The sequence below is a fragment of the Enterococcus sp. AMC1157 genome, assembly GCF_058216555.1.
The window spans coordinates 1972302-1993019 of the sequence record NZ_CM177099.1; the positions used below are offsets into that span (position 1 = coordinate 1972302).

The 20718-nt window shown below is 34.4% G+C and carries 24 protein-coding genes, 1 pseudogene and 1 riboswitch; of the genes and pseudogenes, 8 read left to right on the forward strand and 17 right to left on the reverse strand.

The window, feature by feature from the left end; genetic code table 11:
* Nucleotides 1–115 precede the first annotated feature (115 nt).
* Nucleotides 116–1096, forward strand: coding sequence for a ribose-phosphate diphosphokinase (locus AC4BBX_RS09355; RefSeq protein WP_490453587.1), 981 nt, complete (start codon nucleotides 116–118; stop codon nucleotides 1094–1096).
* A 536-nt stretch (nucleotides 1097–1632) separates the two neighbouring features.
* On the opposite strand, the gene AC4BBX_RS09360 is transcribed toward AC4BBX_RS09355, so the two are convergent.
* From AC4BBX_RS09360 to AC4BBX_RS09415, 12 genes are all read right to left on the reverse strand, one after another.
* Nucleotides 1633–2004 carry a DUF3021 family protein gene (locus AC4BBX_RS09360; RefSeq protein WP_490453588.1) on the reverse strand — a complete coding sequence of 124 codons (372 nt, stop codon included), beginning with the start codon at nucleotides 2002–2004 and terminating at the stop codon, nucleotides 1633–1635.
* 110 nt (nucleotides 2005–2114) lie between these two features.
* Entirely contained in the window at nucleotides 2115–2312 is a 198-nt protein-coding gene (locus tag AC4BBX_RS09365) for a hypothetical protein (protein ID WP_490453589.1), read from the reverse strand.
* 102 nt (nucleotides 2313–2414) lie between these two features.
* Complete coding sequence (locus AC4BBX_RS09370) at nucleotides 2415–2588, reverse strand: hypothetical protein (RefSeq protein WP_490453590.1); 174 nt, start codon at nucleotides 2586–2588, stop codon at nucleotides 2415–2417.
* A 19-nt stretch (nucleotides 2589–2607) separates the two neighbouring features.
* The gene (locus AC4BBX_RS09375) at nucleotides 2608–3036 is read right to left on the reverse strand and encodes a hypothetical protein (protein WP_490453591.1); all 429 of its coding nucleotides are present in this window, start codon (nucleotides 3034–3036) and stop codon (nucleotides 2608–2610) included.
* A gap of 445 nt (nucleotides 3037–3481) precedes the next feature.
* Nucleotides 3482–3784, reverse strand: a complete 303-nt coding sequence (locus tag AC4BBX_RS09380) for a YjcN family protein (RefSeq protein WP_490453592.1) — start codon at nucleotides 3782–3784, stop codon at nucleotides 3482–3484.
* Between the two features lie 129 nt (nucleotides 3785–3913).
* Entirely contained in the window at nucleotides 3914–4306 is a 393-nt protein-coding gene (locus tag AC4BBX_RS09385; RefSeq protein WP_490453593.1) for a hypothetical protein, read from the reverse strand.
* Nucleotides 4307–4341: 35 nt separating this feature from the next.
* Nucleotides 4342–4749: a hypothetical protein gene (locus AC4BBX_RS09390; protein ID WP_490453594.1), complete on the reverse strand. Its 408-nt coding sequence runs from the start codon at nucleotides 4747–4749 to the stop codon at nucleotides 4342–4344.
* Nucleotides 4750–4877: 128 nt separating this feature from the next.
* A complete protein-coding gene (locus AC4BBX_RS09395) occupies nucleotides 4878–5051 on the reverse strand; it encodes a hypothetical protein (protein ID WP_490453595.1) in 174 nt (57 codons plus the stop codon).
* A 2-nt stretch (nucleotides 5052–5053) separates the two neighbouring features.
* On the reverse strand, nucleotides 5054–5392 hold the full coding sequence (locus tag AC4BBX_RS09400) for a YjcN family protein (RefSeq protein ID WP_490453596.1): 339 nt from the start codon (nucleotides 5390–5392) through the stop codon (nucleotides 5054–5056).
* A gap of 683 nt (nucleotides 5393–6075) precedes the next feature.
* Nucleotides 6076–6684 (reverse strand): ATP-binding cassette domain-containing protein, encoded by a 609-nt coding sequence (locus AC4BBX_RS09405; protein ID WP_490453597.1) that lies wholly within the window; start codon nucleotides 6682–6684, stop codon nucleotides 6076–6078.
* 558 nt (nucleotides 6685–7242) lie between these two features.
* The gene (locus AC4BBX_RS09410; RefSeq protein WP_490453598.1) at nucleotides 7243–8100 is read right to left on the reverse strand and encodes a hypothetical protein; all 858 of its coding nucleotides are present in this window, start codon (nucleotides 8098–8100) and stop codon (nucleotides 7243–7245) included.
* A 174-nt stretch (nucleotides 8101–8274) separates the two neighbouring features.
* The gene (locus tag AC4BBX_RS09415; RefSeq protein ID WP_490453599.1) at nucleotides 8275–8673 is read right to left on the reverse strand and encodes a choline-binding protein; all 399 of its coding nucleotides are present in this window, start codon (nucleotides 8671–8673) and stop codon (nucleotides 8275–8277) included.
* Between the two features lie 323 nt (nucleotides 8674–8996).
* Between AC4BBX_RS09415 and AC4BBX_RS09420 the strand changes: the two genes are divergently transcribed.
* Nucleotides 8997–9470 (forward strand): DUF5626 family protein, encoded by a 474-nt coding sequence (locus AC4BBX_RS09420; protein WP_490453600.1) that lies wholly within the window; start codon nucleotides 8997–8999, stop codon nucleotides 9468–9470.
* A gap of 20 nt (nucleotides 9471–9490) precedes the next feature.
* Complete coding sequence (locus AC4BBX_RS09425; RefSeq protein ID WP_490453601.1) at nucleotides 9491–10015, forward strand: helix-turn-helix domain-containing protein; 525 nt, start codon at nucleotides 9491–9493, stop codon at nucleotides 10013–10015.
* 49 nt (nucleotides 10016–10064) lie between these two features.
* Here AC4BBX_RS09425 and AC4BBX_RS09430 read toward each other — a convergent pair whose 3' ends face one another.
* Both AC4BBX_RS09430 and AC4BBX_RS09435 read right to left on the reverse strand, forming a co-directional pair.
* Complete coding sequence (locus tag AC4BBX_RS09430) at nucleotides 10065–11942, reverse strand: ABC transporter ATP-binding protein (RefSeq protein WP_490453602.1); 1878 nt, start codon at nucleotides 11940–11942, stop codon at nucleotides 10065–10067.
* Nucleotides 11935–13671, reverse strand: coding sequence for an ABC transporter ATP-binding protein (locus AC4BBX_RS09435; RefSeq protein WP_490453603.1), 1737 nt, complete (start codon nucleotides 13669–13671; stop codon nucleotides 11935–11937). The genes AC4BBX_RS09430 and AC4BBX_RS09435 overlap by 8 nt, the downstream gene beginning before the upstream one ends.
* Nucleotides 13672–13935: 264 nt before the next feature.
* Here AC4BBX_RS09435 and mazE point away from each other — a divergent pair, with 264 nt between their 5' ends.
* From mazE to AC4BBX_RS09460, 5 genes and pseudogenes are all read left to right on the forward strand, one after another.
* Nucleotides 13936–14184, forward strand: coding sequence for a type II toxin-antitoxin system PemI/MazE family antitoxin (gene mazE, locus AC4BBX_RS09440; protein ID WP_490453604.1), 249 nt, complete (start codon nucleotides 13936–13938; stop codon nucleotides 14182–14184).
* Between the two features lie 4 nt (nucleotides 14185–14188).
* Nucleotides 14189–14536, forward strand: coding sequence for a type II toxin-antitoxin system PemK/MazF family toxin (locus tag AC4BBX_RS09445; protein ID WP_490453605.1), 348 nt, complete (start codon nucleotides 14189–14191; stop codon nucleotides 14534–14536).
* 83 nt (nucleotides 14537–14619) lie between these two features.
* Nucleotides 14620–15165, forward strand: a pseudogene (locus tag AC4BBX_RS09450) (family 1 glycosylhydrolase); the annotation flags it as partial.
* Between the two features lie 80 nt (nucleotides 15166–15245).
* A riboswitch (TPP riboswitch) is annotated at nucleotides 15246–15348 on the forward strand.
* Nucleotides 15349–15414: 66 nt separating this feature from the next.
* Nucleotides 15415–15978 (forward strand): energy-coupled thiamine transporter ThiT, encoded by a 564-nt coding sequence (gene thiT, locus AC4BBX_RS09455; RefSeq protein WP_490453606.1) that lies wholly within the window; start codon nucleotides 15415–15417, stop codon nucleotides 15976–15978.
* 248 nt (nucleotides 15979–16226) lie between these two features.
* The gene (locus AC4BBX_RS09460; protein ID WP_490453607.1) at nucleotides 16227–18239 is read left to right on the forward strand and encodes a putative bifunctional diguanylate cyclase/phosphodiesterase; all 2013 of its coding nucleotides are present in this window, start codon (nucleotides 16227–16229) and stop codon (nucleotides 18237–18239) included.
* A gap of 251 nt (nucleotides 18240–18490) precedes the next feature.
* Here AC4BBX_RS09460 and AC4BBX_RS09465 read toward each other — a convergent pair whose 3' ends face one another.
* The 3 genes from AC4BBX_RS09465 to AC4BBX_RS09475 all read right to left on the reverse strand — a co-directional run bounded on the left by AC4BBX_RS09465 (nucleotide 18491) and on the right by AC4BBX_RS09475 (nucleotide 20568).
* Nucleotides 18491–19057 carry a chromate transporter gene (locus tag AC4BBX_RS09465; protein ID WP_490453608.1) on the reverse strand — a complete coding sequence of 189 codons (567 nt, stop codon included), beginning with the start codon at nucleotides 19055–19057 and terminating at the stop codon, nucleotides 18491–18493.
* Nucleotides 19054–19653: a chromate transporter gene (locus tag AC4BBX_RS09470; RefSeq protein WP_490453609.1), complete on the reverse strand. Its 600-nt coding sequence runs from the start codon at nucleotides 19651–19653 to the stop codon at nucleotides 19054–19056. The genes AC4BBX_RS09465 and AC4BBX_RS09470 overlap by 4 nt, the downstream gene beginning before the upstream one ends.
* Before the next feature lie 138 nt (nucleotides 19654–19791).
* Entirely contained in the window at nucleotides 19792–20568 is a 777-nt protein-coding gene (locus tag AC4BBX_RS09475; protein ID WP_490453610.1) for a hypothetical protein, read from the reverse strand.
* Nucleotides 20569–20718: the final 150 nt, after the last annotated feature.

Below are 20718 nucleotides of genomic sequence, written 5' to 3' on the forward strand. Positions count from 1 at the left end.
GTCTTTTCAAATGGCTTGATTTATTGAGAAAAAATGACTACTATTTACTAGGAAGATGATTCTAGTAGATAGTAGTCTTTTTACTAGTCGGAATGTAAAGAAAGTGGAGGTTCTCATGTCGAATCAATATTTTGATCCAAAATTAAAGATTTTTGCGCTAAACTCTAATCGTCCATTAGCGGAAAAAATCGCTGCAGCAGTAGGTGTAGAATTAGGACAGTGTTCAGTGAAACAATTCAGTGATGGCGAAATTCAAGTCAACATTGAAGAAAGTATTCGTGGTGACCATGTGTATATCGTTCAATCAACAAGTAGCCCAGTTAATGACAACATTATGGAGCTATTAATTATGATTGATGCTTTAAAACGTGCCAGTGCAAAAACAATTAACGTTGTTATGCCTTACTATGGTTATGCACGTCAAGACCGTAAAGCACGCTCTCGTGAACCAATCACAGCGAAATTAGTAGCGAACATGATTGAAAAAGCGGGTGCGAATCGTATGGTCACACTAGACTTGCATGCATCACAAATTCAAGGTTTCTTTGATATCCCAGTGGATCATTTAATGGGTGCCCCATTAATCGCTAATTATTTCTTAGAAAATAATATTCAAGGCGATGACGTTGTTGTTGTCTCACCTGACCATGGTGGTGTAACGCGCGCACGTAAACTAGCAGAATTCTTAAAAGCACCGATTGCAATCATTGACAAACGTCGTCCTCGTGCAAACGTGGCGGAAGTCATGAATATCATCGGTCGTGTTGATGGAAAAGTTTGTGTATTAATTGATGACATCATCGATACAGCAGGTACAATTACTTTAGCAGCGAATGCCTTAAAAGCAGCTGGTGCGAAAAGCGTTTATGCTTCTTGTACACATCCAGTCTTGTCTGGTCCAGCCCTAGAACGTATTTCTGACTCAGCAATTGAACGCCTAGTTGTCACAGATTCAATCAACTTGCCAGATGAACGCAAAATCGACAAAATTGATGAAATCAGCGTAGGAAATTTGATGGCTGAAGCAATCAAACGTATCCATGAGAACAAACCAGTAAGTCCTTTATTTGAATCAAAAGAAGCATTTACTCAATAAAAAAAGTATCCTCATTCTCTTGTCAAGAGTGGGGATATTTTTTTGTTGGAAATTACTTCGCAAACAAGTGAGTGATGGTTTTTGCACCAAAATCGGCGAAAAAAGGTGCAAACCACTGAGTATTGCACCAAAATAGAAGAGAAAAGGTGCAAACTGCTGAATATTGCACCAAAATAGAAGAGAAAAGGTGCAAAAACAGAAAGTATGCACCAAAATTGAGGAGAAAAGGTGCAAAAACAGAAAATATGCACCAAAATTGAGTAGAAAAGGTGCAAAAACAGAAAATATGCACCAAAATTGAGGAGAAAAGGTGCAAAAACAGAAAGTATGCACCAAAATAGAAGAGAAAAGGTGCAAAAACAGAAAATATGCACCAAAATTGAGGAAGAATGGTGCAAAAACAGAAAGTATGCACCAAAATTGAGGAGAAAAGGTGCAAAAACAGAAAGTATGCACCAAAATTGAAGAGAAAAAGTGCAAAAACGAAAATACACTCAAAAAAATTGATTCAATAATCTATCGTTGGACAGTAAAAATTAATGTTTACGCCTGCGGAACATAGCCACTAGACTAGAAATAGCAAAAAGTACTATTCCTACGGTTGTGAAAGTGATAAATACTCCGACTAAGTCTTTGAATGAATGCACTGGATAATAACCACTTACTAATAGGAACGGGAAGATCGTCAGTAACATAATCAGATAATGAACAACCATCTGTTTTAGATAGGACCAACTTTTAATTTCATAGATAACACTAAATACTCGTAAAATCAGAAAAATGACCGCATAAAAAAGCAACGCTTTAATTGTGTGATTACTTTCCTGAAAGTAGTTCCATAGCGACAAACACAAAACAATAATAAACGGAACTCGCCCTCTAGCTAAACCTTTGTAAAATAAATTCATTCTTTCTATTCCTTCATGCTTTTTTGAGGGGAAAATTTACTAGTAGTAACAAAAAAATACAACCCTAAAATCATTGTTTGAAAATAGATTTTAGGGGTGTGTTTAGTTAATTATTCTTTATCTTTAAAATAAAATTTCATTCCCAACGCAAACAATAACCAACTGATTGTTATTAATTGCAAAGCTCGCACTAGTGCTAATATAGCTACTCGCCAAATTTCCCCATCACTAAAAATAATGAAGGGAGTAATTAGTAGAATAATAAATCCTACTATAAAAAATAAGATTCCTTTTCCTTTCGAACTCATAAATGCTCCTCCAAAAATTATTCCTCCTGTTAAAAAAGGTGATTTCTTTTTGCCAACACGAATATTTTTAATTGGAAATAGTCTAAACAATAAAATCATCCGTCAATTAATTCGTTTATTTTTCTTATAAGCGTATATCAGTGCAAAAATAGTCATTTGTACAAGAATGATACCAATCCCAAAGATTTGCGGATACAAATAAGAAAAGAAGAAGAAGGTTGTGCTAAATAATAGTGCTACTGTACATTGATAAATAGCTGTTACAACTCTGTCCATAGGTTATTCTCCTTTCAAATTAATTTTTTATGTCATCAAAAATCACTTGCTCTACAGTTCTAGACAATCCATCATGGAAATAAACTTTCAGAACAGCTTCACCAGAATCTTCATCAAAAGAAACAACTGTAATTCTTAGATAATAGTCTCCGACACTTGTATCAAGATAACCAATAATATCCTTTGTCTGATTACCAAACGTAAGGGAGATTCGACTTTCTCCGCCATTAGAAGCAACAAGCTCTTGTTTGTCATTCGTTACGAGAGAGTTTTCATAAAGAACAACTTCGCTATCTGAATAATGTCTAGTAATGGTAATTGATTCAGGTATCTCTTGCGATGTTTTAATCTCGATCCCTTCAGAACGTTGAACAAAGTAGAGAAAGCTAGCGATACTGATGATTAGCAGGGCAGTGAGTATCTTCCAATGTTTGATTAATTGATTCATCTATACTCATCCTTTCGATTACTTGATTGACTTTTCAGCATCAAAATGCGAAATCTAGAAAATTGATAAAAAATAAGTTAACGGATAACAGCTCATTCAATAGTTCAGATATCATTGGGGAATTCGGATGACTTAACTAGAGAGCATATGACTTTAAAATTAGCTCTTGTATAGGAAATGTCCGATTACTTTATTGTAAGATAAATATCTCTGTTATCCGTTAACATTAACACGCTTGATTTATAGAATCTGAAAAAGAATCCAGAGTAAAAATTTTATCTTATTTCATTGTTAAGAGCAGTATAACTTAAAAAGCAACGGTTGAACCATTTATACCCCAAACGTTGAATATTTAATCCTGAACGCAGTACTTAGAAGAAAATAGCAAAAAGTGCTTACCAATCACTAAATCATTCACTGGCAAGCACTTTTGTTCAAGTCACTGTTAAACTTCTCCATAATAAGAAGCTGAGTAGAAAATAAAAATCTTTTTGACTTCAAAAGTTTTTAATTCAGAATGTGTGGCTTTTTCAAAGGGAGCTGGCTCCACGGTATAAAGGGTGGATTGACTATTTTTAGATTCAACTGGTGTTAATTTAGCGTGAAGAGCCTCATTGAAGTGTCCTGAAAAAAAGAGAGTGGTTCTTAACGATAAACTAGGAGTCAGATGCAGACCTATAGCGACGAAAGTAACAACCATGATTGAGAAAATGATAGTGTTTTCCCAGTGCTTTCTTTTATTTTTCATTTGAATACTCCTTCATATTAGATTTCGATAGAGATGAATCAGTTTTTTTAGTTTCTTTCAGATTAAATAGTCTATTTTGAGAGTAGAGTGTTGAGTAAATTTAAAGAACATATCTAGCTAGCAATAAAATTATTGTGCAAAATATTGGTATTCGTTAAAAACTATGTGTGGATATTCTTCAGTTAGATCAAAGGTCAATCCCTCTGTTGAGCGAAGGATATATCCTTTGTTGTCGGATAAAAGAAAGACGCCATTTCCAATAAAGGCATAGTCTGCTGCTAAAAGTACCTCACGATTAAATGTTTCAATCGTGATACTGGATTCATCTGCAAATACATAATAGCTCAAGTCGCTTTCCGCTTCCCAAGCTTCTTTATCTTCACGTACAGGTATAAAAGTTCCAGATAGTTCTTTATTTGCTAAAATGTTTTCCAAATTAGATTTTTGATATAGCGCAAAAGAAGTTAGTACAAACAGACTGAGCATGACAAGAGTAAGAATTATTTTTGTTTGTCGATTCATCGGTACTCGTCCTTTCGATTAGTGAGTATCAGTTTTTAATTCAAAAAGCCATTAAAAATAATTTGCCAGTTCTGATTGTCCTGTTGGGTCAGTATCCAGTAGTAGTTTTCATAATGAGTGTTAGGGTCTAAAGAGCCAGAAGAACGTTTTGTTTGAAATTCTGAATAAAAGACGACTGTGTTTTCATTCGTATAATCAATTGTTTCTATCGTTGGTAAATAATCGGTAATTATTTGTTGAGAAATATCTTCATCAAAGGTTAACTCTGTCAAGTCAGCAACTGATAAATAGTTATCTACTTCAAGTTTCACTGTATCAATAGCTGTTTGGATTTCTGTTGTTGAAAAGTGTTCAGAAACGCCAATGTTCTCTTCCAATTTAGGAGAGCAACTTGTTAAAAGGAATAACAGGGAAAAAGCCAATCCTATTTTTATCATTTTCATTGATTTTCCTCCATTATTATTACCTCTCACGTTCTTGTTTAATCAGTTGCAGTATAGTTTAAAAAAGGGTAGAAAAAATAATGTGTTCACCCATTTTTATTTTTGGTTGTTATGTGAAACGTTCTTTTTTAAAATGCTATGACTAAGCTATTTTCATCCAAATTATAGATTAAAAAGGAGTCAAAAAACCATTTATACCCCAAACGTTGAATATTTTGTCCTGAACGCAAATATTGAGAGAAAATAGTCATAATATTTGCCACATTTATCAATTGTTGGCAAGCATTTTTTGTGCGATACAATGTTAAACTTCTCCGTAATAAGAAGCAGAATAGAAAACAAAAATCTTTTTGACTTCAAAAGTTTTTAATTCAGAATGGGTGACTTTTTTTAATGGAGTTGGTACCACGGTATAAAGTTTGGACTGGCTATCTTCAGATTCAACAGGTGTCAATTTCGCGTGCAAAGCCTCATCGAAATGTCCTTGGAAAAAGATATTAGTTCGTAACGTTAGACTAGGTGCCAGATGTAAAACGATAGCGACAAGAATGACTAAAATGATGGATAAAATAAAGATGTTTTGCCATTTTTTATTTTGGTCGTCATATGAGTCTATCCATTTTAATTTTATAATAGTGTACATGTTTTTATGGAAATAAATACTAGTCGTGAAATCATGTTATACTAGCTTTTGGCACTAGCACGTACTTCACTAGCACACACGCCTAGTCGCAGAGCGCAAAAAAAGCCAATTACCGTCACAGGTGAATTGGCTTTTGTGCTTATGAAATCCGTGCTAGAAAATTCTGATGTTTTCACACTTTTGTCGTAGCATGAAAACAGTAAAATATCAAACTAACCCTTTCTAAAATACAAGCATAAGTCTCAAGCCTAGATCCATACAAACAACTACCCACAAAACAACATTTTCTTTTTTAGAAATGAAAGGAATAAGAGAACTAAAAAGATAGAATAACACCATTCTGATGACATTTATAAAAAGTAGTGGAGTTTGAGTAAAGAAATCAAATAAAGCATTTATTGTTAAAAGTAAAATTAAGGATGGTACAGTTAATTTTAGAAATATCCAGACACGTTTCCAAAAATTTGTTCGAATAAATAGCAGTGTTTTGACATGCCAATAATCCTTTGCATAGTACAGAACTAAAAGACTCTCCAACAAAATCAATAAGACCGTAATCAAAATGCTAATCATTGTTTCCATGGAAATGGTGTAACGAAAGGCGTTAAACTGGTCAATAAAACGATGAAAGAACAAATACAAAAAAACAAGCGTAAAAAAATAACTGTAAATATACGGGTTTTTTAAGATTCGGCTTGTAATTGTAATCTCCCCTTATCTAAGAGATAGCTTTTGGTGAAAGGAATTTCCGCAGAATTATCGTGTGATGCGATAACAACCGCTTTTCCATCAGAAATTAACTCCGTAATCAATTGGCGAAAAACAACTAAAGCATCTGCATCTAAGCCTCTAGTCGGCTCATCCAACAAAATAAGATTTTGCTCCTCCATAACGGCTTGAATAATTCCAACCTTTTGACGCATGCCAACAGAGTATTTTTTTAATTTTTCCTTGCTATAGTAATCTAAATGAAATTGCTCAGCTAGTTTTGCTACTTTTTCTTCATCATAGTTTCGATTAATCGAGGCTAAAAACTTTAAATTGGTCTTCATCGTACAATCTTCCATAAAATTAGGATTTTCAATCAAGGCACCTAATACAGCCTCATTTGCCAGTTCGATTTTTCCAGCATCAGGTTCAATGATATGACAAATCAATTTAAAAATGGTTGATTTTCCAGAGCCATTACTTCCTTGAATATGAATCAAATCTCCGCTATGTACGGATAAATCAATACTTTCTAGTAAGTGATTGGCTTTAAAGCTTTTTTTAACATTGTTCATCTGTAACATTATTATCAACTTCTTTCTAATCATAGTAGAGGGTATATTTCTGTCAGGTATCCAATTAAGTAAGCATAGTGATAAAAGAGAACCAAAGCGATCGATAGAAGGAGCACCCAGACTCTCTTAATTCCATAATTCATTAAGGAAATAATTAGCGTTGCACAAATCATGACACTGGTGTTAGTGATAAAAAATAGCCTAACGAATGTCCATACTACAGGTAATTGAATATTGGAAAGTAAAAACGCTAGACCATATTGACTCATCAAATAAATAAACATCATCAAGATGGCGGATAGATATTGCGTGATTAGAAATGTACGATAACTTAATCGTGGGATTAAAAGATTACTGATATGCAACCCCCGACCAACCTTTATGCCAATTAAAATGAGAATAATGATATTTGGACCATAAGCAACGAAGTTAGAAAAGGCTAGATCGGAAATAATATCGTCATTTAGACTACCTTTCATGACATACGAAATGCCTGTCAGAAAGGATAGGAGATAAAAAATGCCATTTTCTTTACTAAAAAAAACTCGATTCATAATTTTCCTACCTTTAACTAGATTTTTTATCTAATTTTATTCGAAAATGAAACAATATAATAATGAGTAGTACAAAGAAAATAAGAGAGAAAAGATAGGCAAATGTTGCACTAAAAGCTGGTGTGACACTTCCTAAGGTTGTTAACCCGGGCTTTAATAGACTATCTGCTTCGATAGCATAAAGAAGCGGATCTAAGGCAGATGTATTAAGAGTCATTTTGATTAAAGCTGGTGCAATAATTAGAATCAAACTTAATAATAGTCCACTCGATAAATAGACAAAGTAGTTCTTAATATATAATCCAACGACCATAATAAAGGTAGAAAAAATTGCTGACCCCAAAGGAGCTAGGAGTAGATACATAACAAAATTAGTCAATCCATTAGGAGATAGATAGTAGGTTATGCTTTCTGTTAAGAAAAAACTAGTTTTTTGAAAAATAAAAGGTTGATAGGCGATTTGAATAACTAAAACTTCTACAATTAATATAGAAAAGAAGAAAAGAAAAGTATAGAAAAAATTAGTCCAAAGAATCCGAACGAGATAAGAACTATTCCACTTATTTACTATCCCATTTTTCTGAGCTCTTAAAGCAATTATATAATCGAAATGGTTGATTCTTGCATGGATTGGTTGGAAAGAATAGATAAAAGGGAAACAAACAATTGTAAAGAAAGTGTAACCAACACCTGCTAATTCAGGTGTAACCATTCCATTCTGTAAATCATAGAAAAAAGGAAGTCCCCCTTCACTGAGTGGATGATTTACAATTGGGGCTGCATTCTGAATACTGAGCATTGTATAGGGAATAATCAAGAAAATAGTAATTAGTAAAAATAAAAAGAAATTTTTCTTTGAAAAATGAATCATCTTTCCAACTCCTTATCATAAGGCAATATTGTGTTATCTGTGTTCTTAAAGTAAGAGTACTTTAGATTTAATTGTTAGTAAACAAGAATTTAAATCAAATAGTTAAAATAGAAAAATATACACCAAAAAAATGAAAAGAGGTACACAAATAGTATACCTTTTTCATTTATTAGACTATTTGTAGTCTGATGAGAAACTAAGTTTTACAGTACTTGTACTTGGCTCTAAAATTTTTGAGTTTACTCGTGCGTAATAATAATAATTAATTGTACCTGAATTTTCAGAAGCTCGAGTAGTTTCATTTAATTTTAATGAAGCACTATTGGAACGACTATCATTATTCACATTTACTAAGCGTACATTATAACCAAAAGAGTTTGGCAATGCAGAACCTTTGAATGATGCATAATTTGAGTTACTATCTTTTAAATTACTAGCAGATGTTCTTGAACCTCCTCCCCAACTAGGTACACTTACCGAGCCAACACTCCATGTTGCGGCTAATGCTGCTGTAGAACCAAATGTTAAAACCAAAACCAACGTTGCAATAATTCCTGTAAAGCTTCTTTTCATTAAAATCGCCTCCTGTTTATTTTTTGCGAGGTTTATACCTCACTATTTTTTACCTAAAGACATTTCTTATAAACGCTTACTTGATGAGTAATGCTGAAAAAAACATCTTTAGGTTACCCAAATATTAACAGTATTTGCTTCTTGAAAAAAAGCAACGCATCGTTGACGTAGTACTATTTAGTTGGTGTCAACGATGCGTTGCCCCCTGTGCAACTTCAAATTATCTATCTTTTTTTCGATATAAGTGCTATATTTCAAGAAAATAGATACCGATGCACTAATCTATTTTTACTTACAAATATATTTTATGAGGAGTATTAAAGATGAAATCAAGATATTTATTTGTGTTTTTATTAGGGTGTATGACTTTTTTCTTTTCTAAGACAGTAATGGCGCAAGAAATTATTTCAGAGAATCAAAAAGAAATATTAGAATATTTGTTAGATGGAACAGAAGGTAAGAAAGAATTTTCTTATGTAGATGAAAATAATGAGGAGATTATAGTTCAAATAGAGTATATCCCATCAATGTTACAAATTTCAGCAGGAACTTATAAAGTGTCCAAAACGTCCAAAGGAAATTGGTCGGTATCATTTAATGTTACGGTAAACTCAAGTGGGAAAATTACAGGAACCTCAAATCTGAATTTAAAGGTTTTAAGTGGAAGTATCTTGTCTAGCTCATTGACACACACATCTTCAAAAGCCACATGTGATTTTAAAAGAAAAGTAGGGATATTAACTTCAAATGTAACCGTGACAGCAACTGTTTCTGGTGATAAAATAGTAGTCAAATAAAGTTTCTTAGGAGGTTGAAGATGGAATTAGCAGGAAGTCTAAAAAATCATCGCGAACGTAGTGGACTATCTCAGGTACAAGTAGCTGAAAAATTACATTTAACTCGTCAAGCAATTTCAAGATGGGAAAATGGAAAAGGTTATCCTGATTTAGATAATCTTTTACTTTTAAGTGAGCTTTACCAAGTGACTTTGGATGAACTGATGGATGAAAACAAAGTAATAAAAGAGCATCTTCAAATAAATGAAGTAGAAATTAAAGAGCAGAAGAAAAAAATTTATCGTCTTAAAAAACAAATTCAAAATAAACAAGAAATAGACGAAGGCTTATTTTTACTATTACTTGCTGCAATTTCATCTTTTATTTTTCCAATAGGAATAGTCCTTGGTGGATTTGTCATTTGGAGAAATAAAAAAAGTAACTCTTTCTATAAATTGGTCTATGTGGTTAGTGTCGTTGCCTTATTAGTAAACATTCGAGATGGGCACAGTTATGTGAGTGATATCCTCGGCTGGGGTGAAGTAACAGTCGAAAAAATTGAATAAGAAAAAAGTGCCTGCCTATCAAACGATAAGCAAGCACTTTTTTCTTTTGTTAATCCAATTCCAACGCGCCAGTAGCTAGTTGGTAATACACACCTTTTTGTTTCAATAAATCATCGTGATCGCCGCGTTCGATGATGCGACCTTGGTCTAATACCATGATAGCATCGGAATTTTGAATGGTTGATAAACGATGGGCGATAACAAAAACAGTGCGACCATGCATCAACGCATCCATCCCATTTTGAACGATCCGTTCAGTCCGAGTATCAATACTTGAAGTGGCTTCGTCTAAAATCATAACGGGCGGATCAGCAACGGCTGCTCGGGCAATCGCTAGTAATTGGCGTTGTCCTTGAGATAGACCTTCACCATCACCAGTGATGATTGTGTCATAACCTTGTGGCAAACGAGAAATGAAGTAATCGGCATTGGCTAATTTTGCTGCTTGACGAACTTCTTCATCAGTTGCATCTAATTTACTATAACGAATATTTTCACTGATTGTTCCTGTAAATAAATGAGTGTCTTGCAAAACAATTCCTAAAGAACGACGTAAAGATTCTTTTTTGATTTGATTAATATTAATCCCGTCATAAAGAATTTCTCCATTAGAAATATTGTAGAAACGATTAATCAAATTAGTAATCGTTGTTTTACCCGCACCGGTGGCACCAACGAAGGCTAATTTTTCACCTGGTTTGGCAAACAGGCTAATATCATGTAAAACTTTTTTCTTCGGTGTATAACCAAAGTCCACATGATTAAAACGAACATCGCCTTTTAGTGGCGTATAAACAAAACCTGTCCCTTGTGGTTGTTTCCAAGCCCAATCACCAGTTTTTTCTGCATATTCGACTGGCTGGCCATTTTCATAACGAATATTAACTAGCGTAACAGTTCCATCATCCACTTCAGATTGTTCATCCATTAAGGTAAAGATACGTTCAGATCCTGCTAACGCCATGATAACAAAGTTAATTTGTTGTGAAATCTGCGCAATCGGCATATTCAATGAACGACTTAATTGTAGGAAAGAAGCAATGGCACCAATAGTTAATACAGAAATTCCATTGATACTTAACAAACCACCCACAATCGCAATTAAGACGTACTGGATGTTTAATAAATTCATCATGACTGGCATCAAAATGTTGGCATAACCATTGGCTTTTGTCGCATCATCAGCCAATTGTTCATTTAATCCATCAAATTGTTCAATCGTTTGTGTTTCATGATTAAAGATTTTAATCACTTTTTGTCCATGCATCATTTCTTCGATAAAACCATTTAGTTTTCCTAGAGATTTTTGTTGTTGACCAAAGTAACGACCACTTAAACCACTGATTTTACGGACAGTATAAAGCATCAAGCTTACGGATAAAATCACAAAAAACGTCAAAGGCAAACTGACAGAAAACATTGCGACAAATACACTAACAAAAGTAACTAACGCTTGTAACAGTTGAGGGATACTTTGAGAAATCATTTGTCGCAAAGTATCAATATCATTGGTATAGTGACTCATGACTTCTCCATGAGTATGTGTGTCAAAATAGTTGATCGGTAAAGTTTGCATATGGATAAACAAATCATCCCGAATTTTCTTTTGCACTCCTTGGGAAACAACGACCATCAATTGATTGAAGACAATGTTAGAGATAACTCCCACCAGGTAAATAATCCCCATGTTAAAGATTGCTCTCAGTAGTCCTGAAAAATCAGCAGGACCATTTTGAGCCAACAAAGGCAATGCATGTTCATCAATCACTACTTGTAAGAAGAGGGAGCCTCTTACAGAAGCAACTGCCGATAAAATAATTGCTATCACAACAATGAGTAAATGCAGAGGATAGCCTGTCACTAAATAACGTAACAATCTAGCAGAGGTTTTCATCGGATTATCGGCTGCTTTTCTTTTATTATTCATAAGCTTCACCAAATCCTTTCACTTGAGAATGATTGACTTCTTGATAAATAGTATTGTTTGCCATTAATTCTTCGTGGGTACCCATTCCGTTAATGACGCCTTCTTCCATTACAATAATTTGATCCGCTTTTTCGATAGAAGAGATTCGTTGAGCAATGATAAATTTTGTTGTATGAGGAATTGTTTCGTAAAAAGCTTCTTGAATGAGACTATCCGTTTTGGTATCTACCGCACTGGTTGAGTCATCTAAAATCAGAATTTTTGGTTTTTTCAACAATGCTCGAGCAATAGTCAAACGTTGTTTTTGTCCACCAGAAAAGTTAGAGCCGCCTTCTTCAACATAAGTGTCATACCCATCTGGCATTTTTTGAATAAATTCATCGGCTTGTGCTAAGCGACAAGCTTCGATTAATTCTTCATCTGTTGCTTCGGGGTTTCCCCAGCGTAAATTTTCTTTGACAGTTCCAGAGAAAAGGACATTGCTTTGTAAAACCATTCCGACTGCATCTCGCAGTGTTTTTAGTGAGTATTCACGAACATCTCGTCCACCAACTAAGACACTTCCTGTTGTAACATCGTACAAGCGAGGAATTAGCTGAACTAAAGAAGTTTTCCCACTCCCTGTTCCACCAATAATCCCGACTGTTTTTCCAGAAGGAATCGTAAAATCACAATCTTTGAGAATTAATTTATCCTCATCATTTGAATAACTAAAAGCGACATTTTTAAAAGTCACAGAACCATCTACAACCTCATTAACTGGTTGTTCAGGATCTGTTAAATCACTTTTTTCATCAATTACTTCCATGATACGTTCTGCAGAAGGACGAGAAATAAGTAGCATAACAAACACCATAGACATCATGTTCAAGGCAATTAAAATTTGGATGATGTACATAAACATACTCATCAATTCACCAGTCGTCATTGAACTATCAACAATCAACTGTGCCCCAATCCAAGAAATCAATAACATACAGCTAAACATAGTAAACTGCATCAACGGACCATTAAAGGAGACAATACGTTCAGCTTTAGAAAAGCCTTTGTAAATTTGTTGAGAAACGACTTGGAATTTATCAGCTTCATGATCTTCACGTACATAAGATTTTACAATTCGAATGCCTTGTAAATTTTCTTGAACGACTTGATTTAAACGGTCGTAAATTTTGAAGACGTGTTGAAAAGCAGGTAGAGCGAATTTAATGATCAAGAATAATCCGACCACTAAAAAAGGAACCGCATATAAAAATACCACGGCTAACTCACTGTTAATTCGAAAAGCCATAATTAAAGAAAAAATGAATAGCAACGGACTACGAACTAAGATACGGATAGTCATTTGGAAAGAGTTTTGGACGTTGTTGATATCTGTCGTTAGACGGGTGACTAAACTAGAGGTTGAGAATCGATCAATATTTGAGAAAGAAAAACTCTGGATATTTTCAAAAATATTTTTTCGGATATTCTTAGCCAAACCAGCAGAAGCGATTGCTGCATACCGCGCCGAAAGCATACCGAAAATCAAGGCAAATACTGCCGAAACCAACAAACCAACACCAATCAATAGTAGACTAGACTGGTCGCCTTTCGTAATTCCTCGGTCGATGATCATCGCCATCAGAACAGGAATTAGTATATCTAAAAGAACTTCTAATGTTACAAAAAAAGGTGTCAGCAACGTTTGCTTTTTATACACACCGATATTTTGAAGTAATGCCTTTATCACTTTTTCACACTCCTAATATTTTTATTCTATTAAGTAAAAAAAACCTATAGAAAGATTGTCCTTAATTTCAGAGAAAAAGTCAATGGAAGGGATTGAAAAAAAGCAAGAAGTTTGTGAAAGTCGAGTTGTTGTTTTCAATTAAGTATCAAAAGGAATTTTCAGATATCTAGGTGTAAATCACACTATTCAATCGATGATAAAAAGTTTGAAAAATTGTAAATACTAGTGGTACGTGTTATATTTTTTGTGAAAGGTGTGATTTTTATGGAAATGTTGGATAAAGTGAAATCTAGAAAACAAGGAAATTCTATTGTAGTTACGCTGTCCAGTAAATTGAATATTGATGAAGGAAAAGAATTCTATGTATATAAAAGTGCTTCTGGAGCCATTACGTTGCTACCAAAAGTAGAAGACTACTTTGAATCATTAAAGAAAGAGGATTTTGAACTATCTGATATAGATAATTTTTCCGTAGACTATCAACCTCAAGGAAGTGAATGGATAGATGAGTGAGTCAATGATTAAGCAAGGTGATATTGTGGTAATCGATTTTGATCCTTCGAGAGGTTCAGAAATAAAAAAGCGAAGACCGGCTTTAGTTTTGAGTAAAGATAGCTATAATAAAATGACTAGCTTACTTATTGTTTGTCCAATCACTTCGAATAGTCAGAATCGTCCTTTTTTAGTTCCTATTGAGAGTGTTGGACTCGACAAGAATAGTCAAGTAAACACGATGCAAGTCTATTCATTCGATAAAACCAGACGAGGAAATAGAAATATCCAAGTCATTGGGCATGTGGAAGAAGCTGAATTTTTAGCGGTCGCGCAACGCTTTCTATTAAACTTTGATTTTCCTTTTATTTGAATTATTCCATCTCAACAATCGCAGTCCAGTCTATTTTTTTCTTCTCAAGGTTCTGTTAAGCTATAGCTATCAACTTTCATGAATTGGCTGAGTACACAGTGGATTATATTTCTTTCAGTTATTATCTAAGTGGAACAGCAACCGCTCATCCTGAAAATTATGAAAAAGCAGTGGGGAATATTTCAATTGGACCAAAAAATCCATTCTTAGATGCTTCAGAGTGGGGCTAGCAAATTGACCTACAAGGAATTTATATTGCTTTAAACATGCTGTATGATCGTTACCAGTTGCCGTTATTAATTGCGGAAAATGGTTTAGGTGCCAAAGATAAGTTAGTTCAAGACGACAATGGTAATTGGACAGTCAATGACGACTATTGTATCAGCTACATGAATGATCATCTAGTTCAGGTAGATCGTGCGATTGCTGACGGCGTGGAAGTCATGGGTTATACCTCATGGGGATGTATTGATTTAGTGAGTGCTTCAACTGCTCAAATGTCTAAACGTTATGGTTTCATTTATGTGGATCGTAATGACGAAGGTGAAGGAACTTTGGATCGTTATAAGAAGAAAAGTTTCGATTGGTACAAAGAAGTGATTGCTACCAATGGTGCCGCGTTAAAATAGGGTAATTAATTAAGCAACGAGGTTTTCAACTTGCAGATTCTATGCTATGCTTGCTTATGTAATAAAAAATTAAATAGAATCTACTCACAAAGGGGAGTCCATCATGGGCTGAGATTGAGTTTACTCTAAACCCTCTGTACCTGTTTCGATCATTCGAACGTAGGAATTGTGACGAGTTGAAGTGCACAGAATATCTATCATCCACTTCTCCTTTGTGAATTGTGAAGATTCTAAAGGAGGAGTTTTTTTATGCGTTCTACAAACACAAAAATCTGGGTGGAAGGAACTATTTTAGCTGCCCTAGCAATGGTTTTATCAATGATTCCATTATCGATTGGTTCTAGCTATTCGATTTCATTGGGTCAAATTCCTTTGGCTGTTTATGCTTTACGTCGAGGAGTCAAACCAGGATTACTAGCAGCCTTTATTTGGGGGCTTTTGCATTTCCCCGCAGCGAATGTATATTTTTTAAGTCCAGCACAAGTTTTAATTGAATATCCAGTAGCTTTTACTTTTGCTGGTTTTACAGGAATAGCCTCTGTGAAATTACAACAAGCATTAGCAAATAAGGATGAAAAATCTGCTCGCTTTCAAATTGTCTATGGTGTCTTAGTCGGAGCAATTGCTCGTTATTTTTGGCATTTTGTAGCAGGTTGGATTTTCTGGGGTCAATACGCTCTATGGGGCTTAAGTCCAGTGATTTTTTCTTTAGTTATGAATGCGGCTAGTGGTCTATCGACGGGTGTCGTGACGATTGTTGTGTTATTAATTTTTTATCGTGTATTTCCAGATATATTTGTTCCCAAAGATTAATCATATGAACTAGTTACATTCCCTCGATTTTTTTCACAAAGATTGAGGGTTTTCTTATTTTAAGGTTAAAAATTTTTTGAAAATAGACGATTAATAATAAAGGAACTGTTTTGTACGATTCAAAAAAGTAACTCAGTTTAATTTAAAAGTGATAGAATGATTTTGAAAGAAATCGATAAAATAGAAATTTCTTATCAGAAGCCCACACTATCCTTCAAAATAAGGGGAATTAGAGAGAGGAAAGGTATATGAAACAAAGTATTTTTCATATTGTAGATGAAAAAGTATATTTTAGCGACTCTTCTTTTTTTGAATTGATGGGGATTGATGAAAAAACAGTTCAAGGAAGTAATTATTTTGATACTTTAAGTAAGTACTTAAACGAAGAGATGGCAAAATACTTTAGTGAGCTTATTCAAGATAAAGAAAATGCGAAATACAATCGAATTTTTGTAAATGATAAAAATGGTAGCGTATTACCATTAAGTATTTTTGGACAGGTCATTCGAACTTTGGATAGTCAAGTTGTCTTAGGAACAATTATTGAAACCAGAGAGTTAAATCAAGAATTATTTGGTACATTAGATGACTTAACTCTGATGCAACACGCTTTTAATAGTTCAATTATTTTAGCAATCACTGATACTGTGGGCAGAATTACCTATGCCAATAGTCAATTCTGTGAAATTTCAGGCTATGAAAGTCATGAATTGATAGGAAGAACCCATAAAATTGTGAATTCAGGTTATCATCCACCAGAGTTTTTCAAAGAGATGTGGGAGACCATACAGAGCGGTGAAACTTGGCGTGGTGAAGTGAAAAATCGGAAAAAAGATGGGGCATACTATTGGGCAGATTCTACGATTATTCCCGTTCTAAACGAAGATGGTGAACCTTTTCAATATATGGCTATTCGTTACAATATTACCAACCAAAAAGAAAATGAAGCACAAATCTTACACTTAGCTAATCGTGATTCATTGACAGGTGTAGCTAATCGCCGTTTATTTGATGAACATTTAGTTGCATCTATTGAACAAGCAAAAAAGAAGAGTGAAAAATTTGGAGTGCTCTTTATTGATTTAGATAGCTTTAAATACGTAAATGATACCAAAGGACACGCAGTAGGTGATGAGTTATTGATTCAAGTTTCCATTCGTTTATCTGAAATTATCGGTAATAACGGCTTGGTTGCTAGAATTGGCGGAGATGAATTCTCGATGATTGTCTACAATGTTGCCAGTTTGGAAGAGTTGAAGCAAACAGCTGAAGAATTATTATTACGATTTAAAGAGCCTTTTTTTATTGATGATTTTATTTTACGAATGACTTGCAGTATCGGTATTGCGATTTTTCCTGAGTCAGGTACAAATTCAGAGATGATTATGAAAAACGCCGATTCAGCGATGTATCAGGTGAAAAATACACGGAAAAATGACTATCTATTTTCCATTAATCATGTCGGTCAGTCCAATCAACGCCTGTTTCATATTCAAAATAATTTGCGTGCTAGTAATTTTGATGAAGAGTTTTATCTAGTTTACCAACCAAAAGTGAATCCTTATACCAATCAAGTCACTGGTTTAGAAGCTCTATTGCGTTGGCGACACCATGAGCTAGGAGAAGTATCACCAGGAGAATTTATTCCAATTGCGGAAGAAATCGGCATGTTAAATGACTTGAATGATTGGGTTTTAGAGCATGCGTGCAAGCAAATAAGACAATGGATGGCTCAAAATTATCCAGTTCTACCTGTTTCTATTAATTTATCAGCCAGTAAATTCGTCCAAACCAATTTTGTTGAAAAATTCTTAGCTAGATTGAAAGCATATGAAGTAGCAACAGAGTGGATTCATATTGAAATCACAGAAGGTGTATTAATCTATAGCGAAGCACAAGCGCAAGAAATTTTAAAAACATTAAGAGCTCATGGTATCCAAATTTCCTTAGATGACTTTGGCACAGGTTATTCTTCTTTGTCCTATCTCATCAAACTAGATCTAGACACTTTAAAGATTGATAAATCACTTATTCAAGGGATTTCGAAGAATTGTAAAGAACGTAAAGTAGTCGGTACAATTATTCAATTAGGAAAAGATTTAGGTTTACGAGTAGTTGCAGAGGGTGTAGAGGAGCTAAATGAATTGCAAGTTTTGATGGATTATGGTGTGGATGAAGTTCAAGGCTATTACTACAGTCGACCAAAGCTACCTGAAGAAATAGAGTATGTATTTAATAAGTCTATAATTCAAAGAGTCTAAGTTAAAAAGGAGCAAACCGAAATGGATGGTTTGCTCCTTATGTTTTATTTTAAAGATTAAATATAAGTGAATTCTTTGATGACTTGGTCAATATCAAAGTCGACCAAATACTCTTCATCCGTTACAAGATAGTGTCCTTCTTGCAATGTATAAGGAATTTTTTGATTGGAGAAAAGAGATAAGTCAAAGATTTAATACCTAATTTTTTTATCGGATATTTGATAGAAACGAATTTTCATAGTGTTCTCCTTTTAAAATAAATAAAAGCCAATAATGCTGTAAAGTACGTTTAGAATACCTGCAAAAAACATAACAAGTACCGGATTGGCTTTTTTATAGAGTAAACGCAAGCAAAGCAAAAATATAACAATCATATGGATACGTAGCTGGTGCCATTGAGTGACTTCTCCGCCAAAAATAGCTGTCAAAAAAATACTGACGCCGGCTGTCGCAATCAAAGCGATGACCGCTGGACGCAACATACTCAAGATATCTTGCAGAGCAGATAGGTGACGATACTTCAAATAAAAATAAGCAATGGCAGTCACAATTACTAATGATGGAAGAATACTTGCAATGGTTGCGGTAATTGCACCTGGAATACCAGCAACTTGAATACCAATAAAGGTTGCAGAGTTAATGGCAATCGGGCCGGGTGTCATTTGAGAAATAGTAATTAAATCCGTAAATTCTGTGAGTGTCAACCAATGATGGGTATCAATCACTTGTTCTTGAATCAAGGGAACAGCGGCATATCCACCACCAAAACTAAATAAACCAATTTGAAAGAAACTAACAAATAATTGCCAATAGATCATTGTTTATCTCCTCCTTGTTGATTGGTTTTTTTAGGAAAAAATTGCCCGATGATTCCTAATAAGATACAAGAAATAATGATATAGGCAACATTTACCTTTAAAAAATAATTCGCAATAAAAGCAAGTGTGGCAATCAATATGTGTAGAATATTTTTTTCCTTAAACATGCCTCTACCCATTTGAAAAACGACCAGTCCAATCACCGCGGCTACACCGGCTTGCATACCTTCCAGCATTGTAGCGATAAACCAGTTTTCACTGAAAATGGAGTAAAAGACAGAGATAATAGAGATAATGACCATGGGCGGAAGAATCGCAGCTAACACGCTAACGAGAACTCCCAGCATTCCTTTTAGTTTATAGCCAATTACAATGGCCCCATTCACAGCAATCGCTCCTGGCGCAGATTGAGCAATTGCAATTAAGTCTAACATTTCTTCTTCTTCAATCCAGCCATACTCCTGAACAAATTTACTCCGCATAAGAGTGACAATGACGTACCCACCGCCAAAGGTAAAAGCACTAAGATACAAAGTGGAGATGAATAATTTCCATAATACAGACGGATGCTTGTTTGTTGCAGTTTTCTTTTTCATAAGTAAAACTCCCCTCTTACGAAGATACTACTAATCTGTAATCAGTAGGTTTCATTACTTCTATCATAACTTATTTCATTGGATTAATAAAAGAGAGCAAAAAAATACATCTCCTTTTAATGAAAGAAGATGTAAAAATTAAAATGAATAAGGTAATCCACTTAAAAGTAGGTTGTCTTCATCTAAATCTAGACTCCATACTTTATCAGTTAAATGATAGCTCAAATGACCAACCAGTTCCTCTTCTTTTAGAGCTCTGATTTGCGTTAGTAAGGAGTCTTCTACCACATAGATTGGAATTTGGTAGCTGTCACCTTTACGTGCATCTTTAAAAGAAAGAACAATCCCTTCTCTCATGACTTCACGCAACGATTTGATTAATTCGATATTGATTTTTTCGACAGGCATAGGCTTTTTAAAAAATCCACGACGCTCATTAAGAGCTTCTAAGGCAGTATGTGTGATTTTGTTTGAAAGAATCCGATAAAATTCATCTAAATAGCGGTAATAAGTGCGAGATACTTGATCTTTCAGGTCAAAATACACAAAATTATTTTGTAATTTATAAAAAAATGGAGAATGTAGATGGGTCTTCATATGACCAAAATACAAAAGTTCGGATATTTCTAAAGGAGAAAGTTCTTTCAGCATTTGTACATCGGTAAAGTCAATCCACTTATTGTCATCAGGATTACCTCGTGAAGCTAGTTGAAAGAAATTGGTCACAGCTTCACTACCACGAATAATTTTCATGCCAGTTGAAGGTTCGAAAGCCCCTAAGTCACTCGTGGGATTTAGCAGTAAGAGGTTCTTAGGTTGATGGACAATGCCTTGATGAAAATCATGGGTGGTAATACCTTGTGTTAAGATCGCGTTACTTGTTGTGTCGATATGTACGTAAACCAAGTCAGGCATGCCCCAGCCTCCTTTTATTCATAATATAGGTACTTTCCGACCATACTGTCATTTTACAATAAAGGATTTAAAAAAGCTTGTGTCTTTTCCGTTAAAAATTCATTACAAACAAAAGAGGAAAGCGCTTTTTCTTGTTAGATATTATTCTAT

What these genes read in the sequence shown, in the direction of transcription:
- AC4BBX_RS09410 (WP_490453598.1), bottom strand. Translation starts at nt 8,100, where the DNA reads ATGATTCATTTTTCAAAGAAAAATTTCTTTTTATTTTTACTAATTACT.
- AC4BBX_RS09415 (WP_490453599.1), bottom strand. Translation starts at nt 8,673, where the DNA reads ATGAAAAGAAGCTTTACAGGAATTATTGCAACGTTGGTTTTGGTTTTA.
- AC4BBX_RS09365 (WP_490453589.1), bottom strand. Translation starts at nt 2,312, where the DNA reads ATGAGTTCGAAAGGAAAAGGAATCTTATTTTTTATAGTAGGATTTATT.
- AC4BBX_RS09355 (WP_490453587.1), top strand. Translation starts at nt 116, where the DNA reads ATGTCGAATCAATATTTTGATCCAAAATTAAAGATTTTTGCGCTAAAC.
- AC4BBX_RS09445 (WP_490453605.1), top strand. Translation starts at nt 14,189, where the DNA reads ATGATTAAGCAAGGTGATATTGTGGTAATCGATTTTGATCCTTCGAGA.
- AC4BBX_RS09465 (WP_490453608.1), bottom strand. Translation starts at nt 19,057, where the DNA reads ATGATCTATTGGCAATTATTTGTTAGTTTCTTTCAAATTGGTTTATTT.
- mazE (WP_490453604.1), top strand. Translation starts at nt 13,936, where the DNA reads ATGGAAATGTTGGATAAAGTGAAATCTAGAAAACAAGGAAATTCTATT.
- AC4BBX_RS09460 (WP_490453607.1), top strand. Translation starts at nt 16,227, where the DNA reads ATGAAACAAAGTATTTTTCATATTGTAGATGAAAAAGTATATTTTAGC.
- AC4BBX_RS09375 (WP_490453591.1), bottom strand. Translation starts at nt 3,036, where the DNA reads ATGAATCAATTAATCAAACATTGGAAGATACTCACTGCCCTGCTAATC.
- AC4BBX_RS09475 (WP_490453610.1), bottom strand. Translation starts at nt 20,568, where the DNA reads ATGCCTGACTTGGTTTACGTACATATCGACACAACAAGTAACGCGATC.
- AC4BBX_RS09385 (WP_490453593.1), bottom strand. Translation starts at nt 4,306, where the DNA reads ATGAATCGACAAACAAAAATAATTCTTACTCTTGTCATGCTCAGTCTG.
- AC4BBX_RS09400 (WP_490453596.1), bottom strand. Translation starts at nt 5,392, where the DNA reads ATGTACACTATTATAAAATTAAAATGGATAGACTCATATGACGACCAA.
- AC4BBX_RS09470 (WP_490453609.1), bottom strand. Translation starts at nt 19,653, where the DNA reads ATGAAAAAGAAAACTGCAACAAACAAGCATCCGTCTGTATTATGGAAA.
- AC4BBX_RS09380 (WP_490453592.1), bottom strand. Translation starts at nt 3,784, where the DNA reads ATGAAAAATAAAAGAAAGCACTGGGAAAACACTATCATTTTCTCAATC.
- AC4BBX_RS09390 (WP_490453594.1), bottom strand. Translation starts at nt 4,749, where the DNA reads ATGAAAATGATAAAAATAGGATTGGCTTTTTCCCTGTTATTCCTTTTA.
- AC4BBX_RS09430 (WP_490453602.1), bottom strand. Translation starts at nt 11,942, where the DNA reads ATGAATAATAAAAGAAAAGCAGCCGATAATCCGATGAAAACCTCTGCT.
- thiT (WP_490453606.1), top strand. Translation starts at nt 15,415, where the DNA reads ATGCGTTCTACAAACACAAAAATCTGGGTGGAAGGAACTATTTTAGCT.
- AC4BBX_RS09425 (WP_490453601.1), top strand. Translation starts at nt 9,491, where the DNA reads ATGGAATTAGCAGGAAGTCTAAAAAATCATCGCGAACGTAGTGGACTA.
- AC4BBX_RS09370 (WP_490453590.1), bottom strand. Translation starts at nt 2,588, where the DNA reads ATGGACAGAGTTGTAACAGCTATTTATCAATGTACAGTAGCACTATTA.
- AC4BBX_RS09405 (WP_490453597.1), bottom strand. Translation starts at nt 6,684, where the DNA reads ATGTTACAGATGAACAATGTTAAAAAAAGCTTTAAAGCCAATCACTTA.
- AC4BBX_RS09420 (WP_490453600.1), top strand. Translation starts at nt 8,997, where the DNA reads ATGAAATCAAGATATTTATTTGTGTTTTTATTAGGGTGTATGACTTTT.
- AC4BBX_RS09360 (WP_490453588.1), bottom strand. Translation starts at nt 2,004, where the DNA reads ATGAATTTATTTTACAAAGGTTTAGCTAGAGGGCGAGTTCCGTTTATT.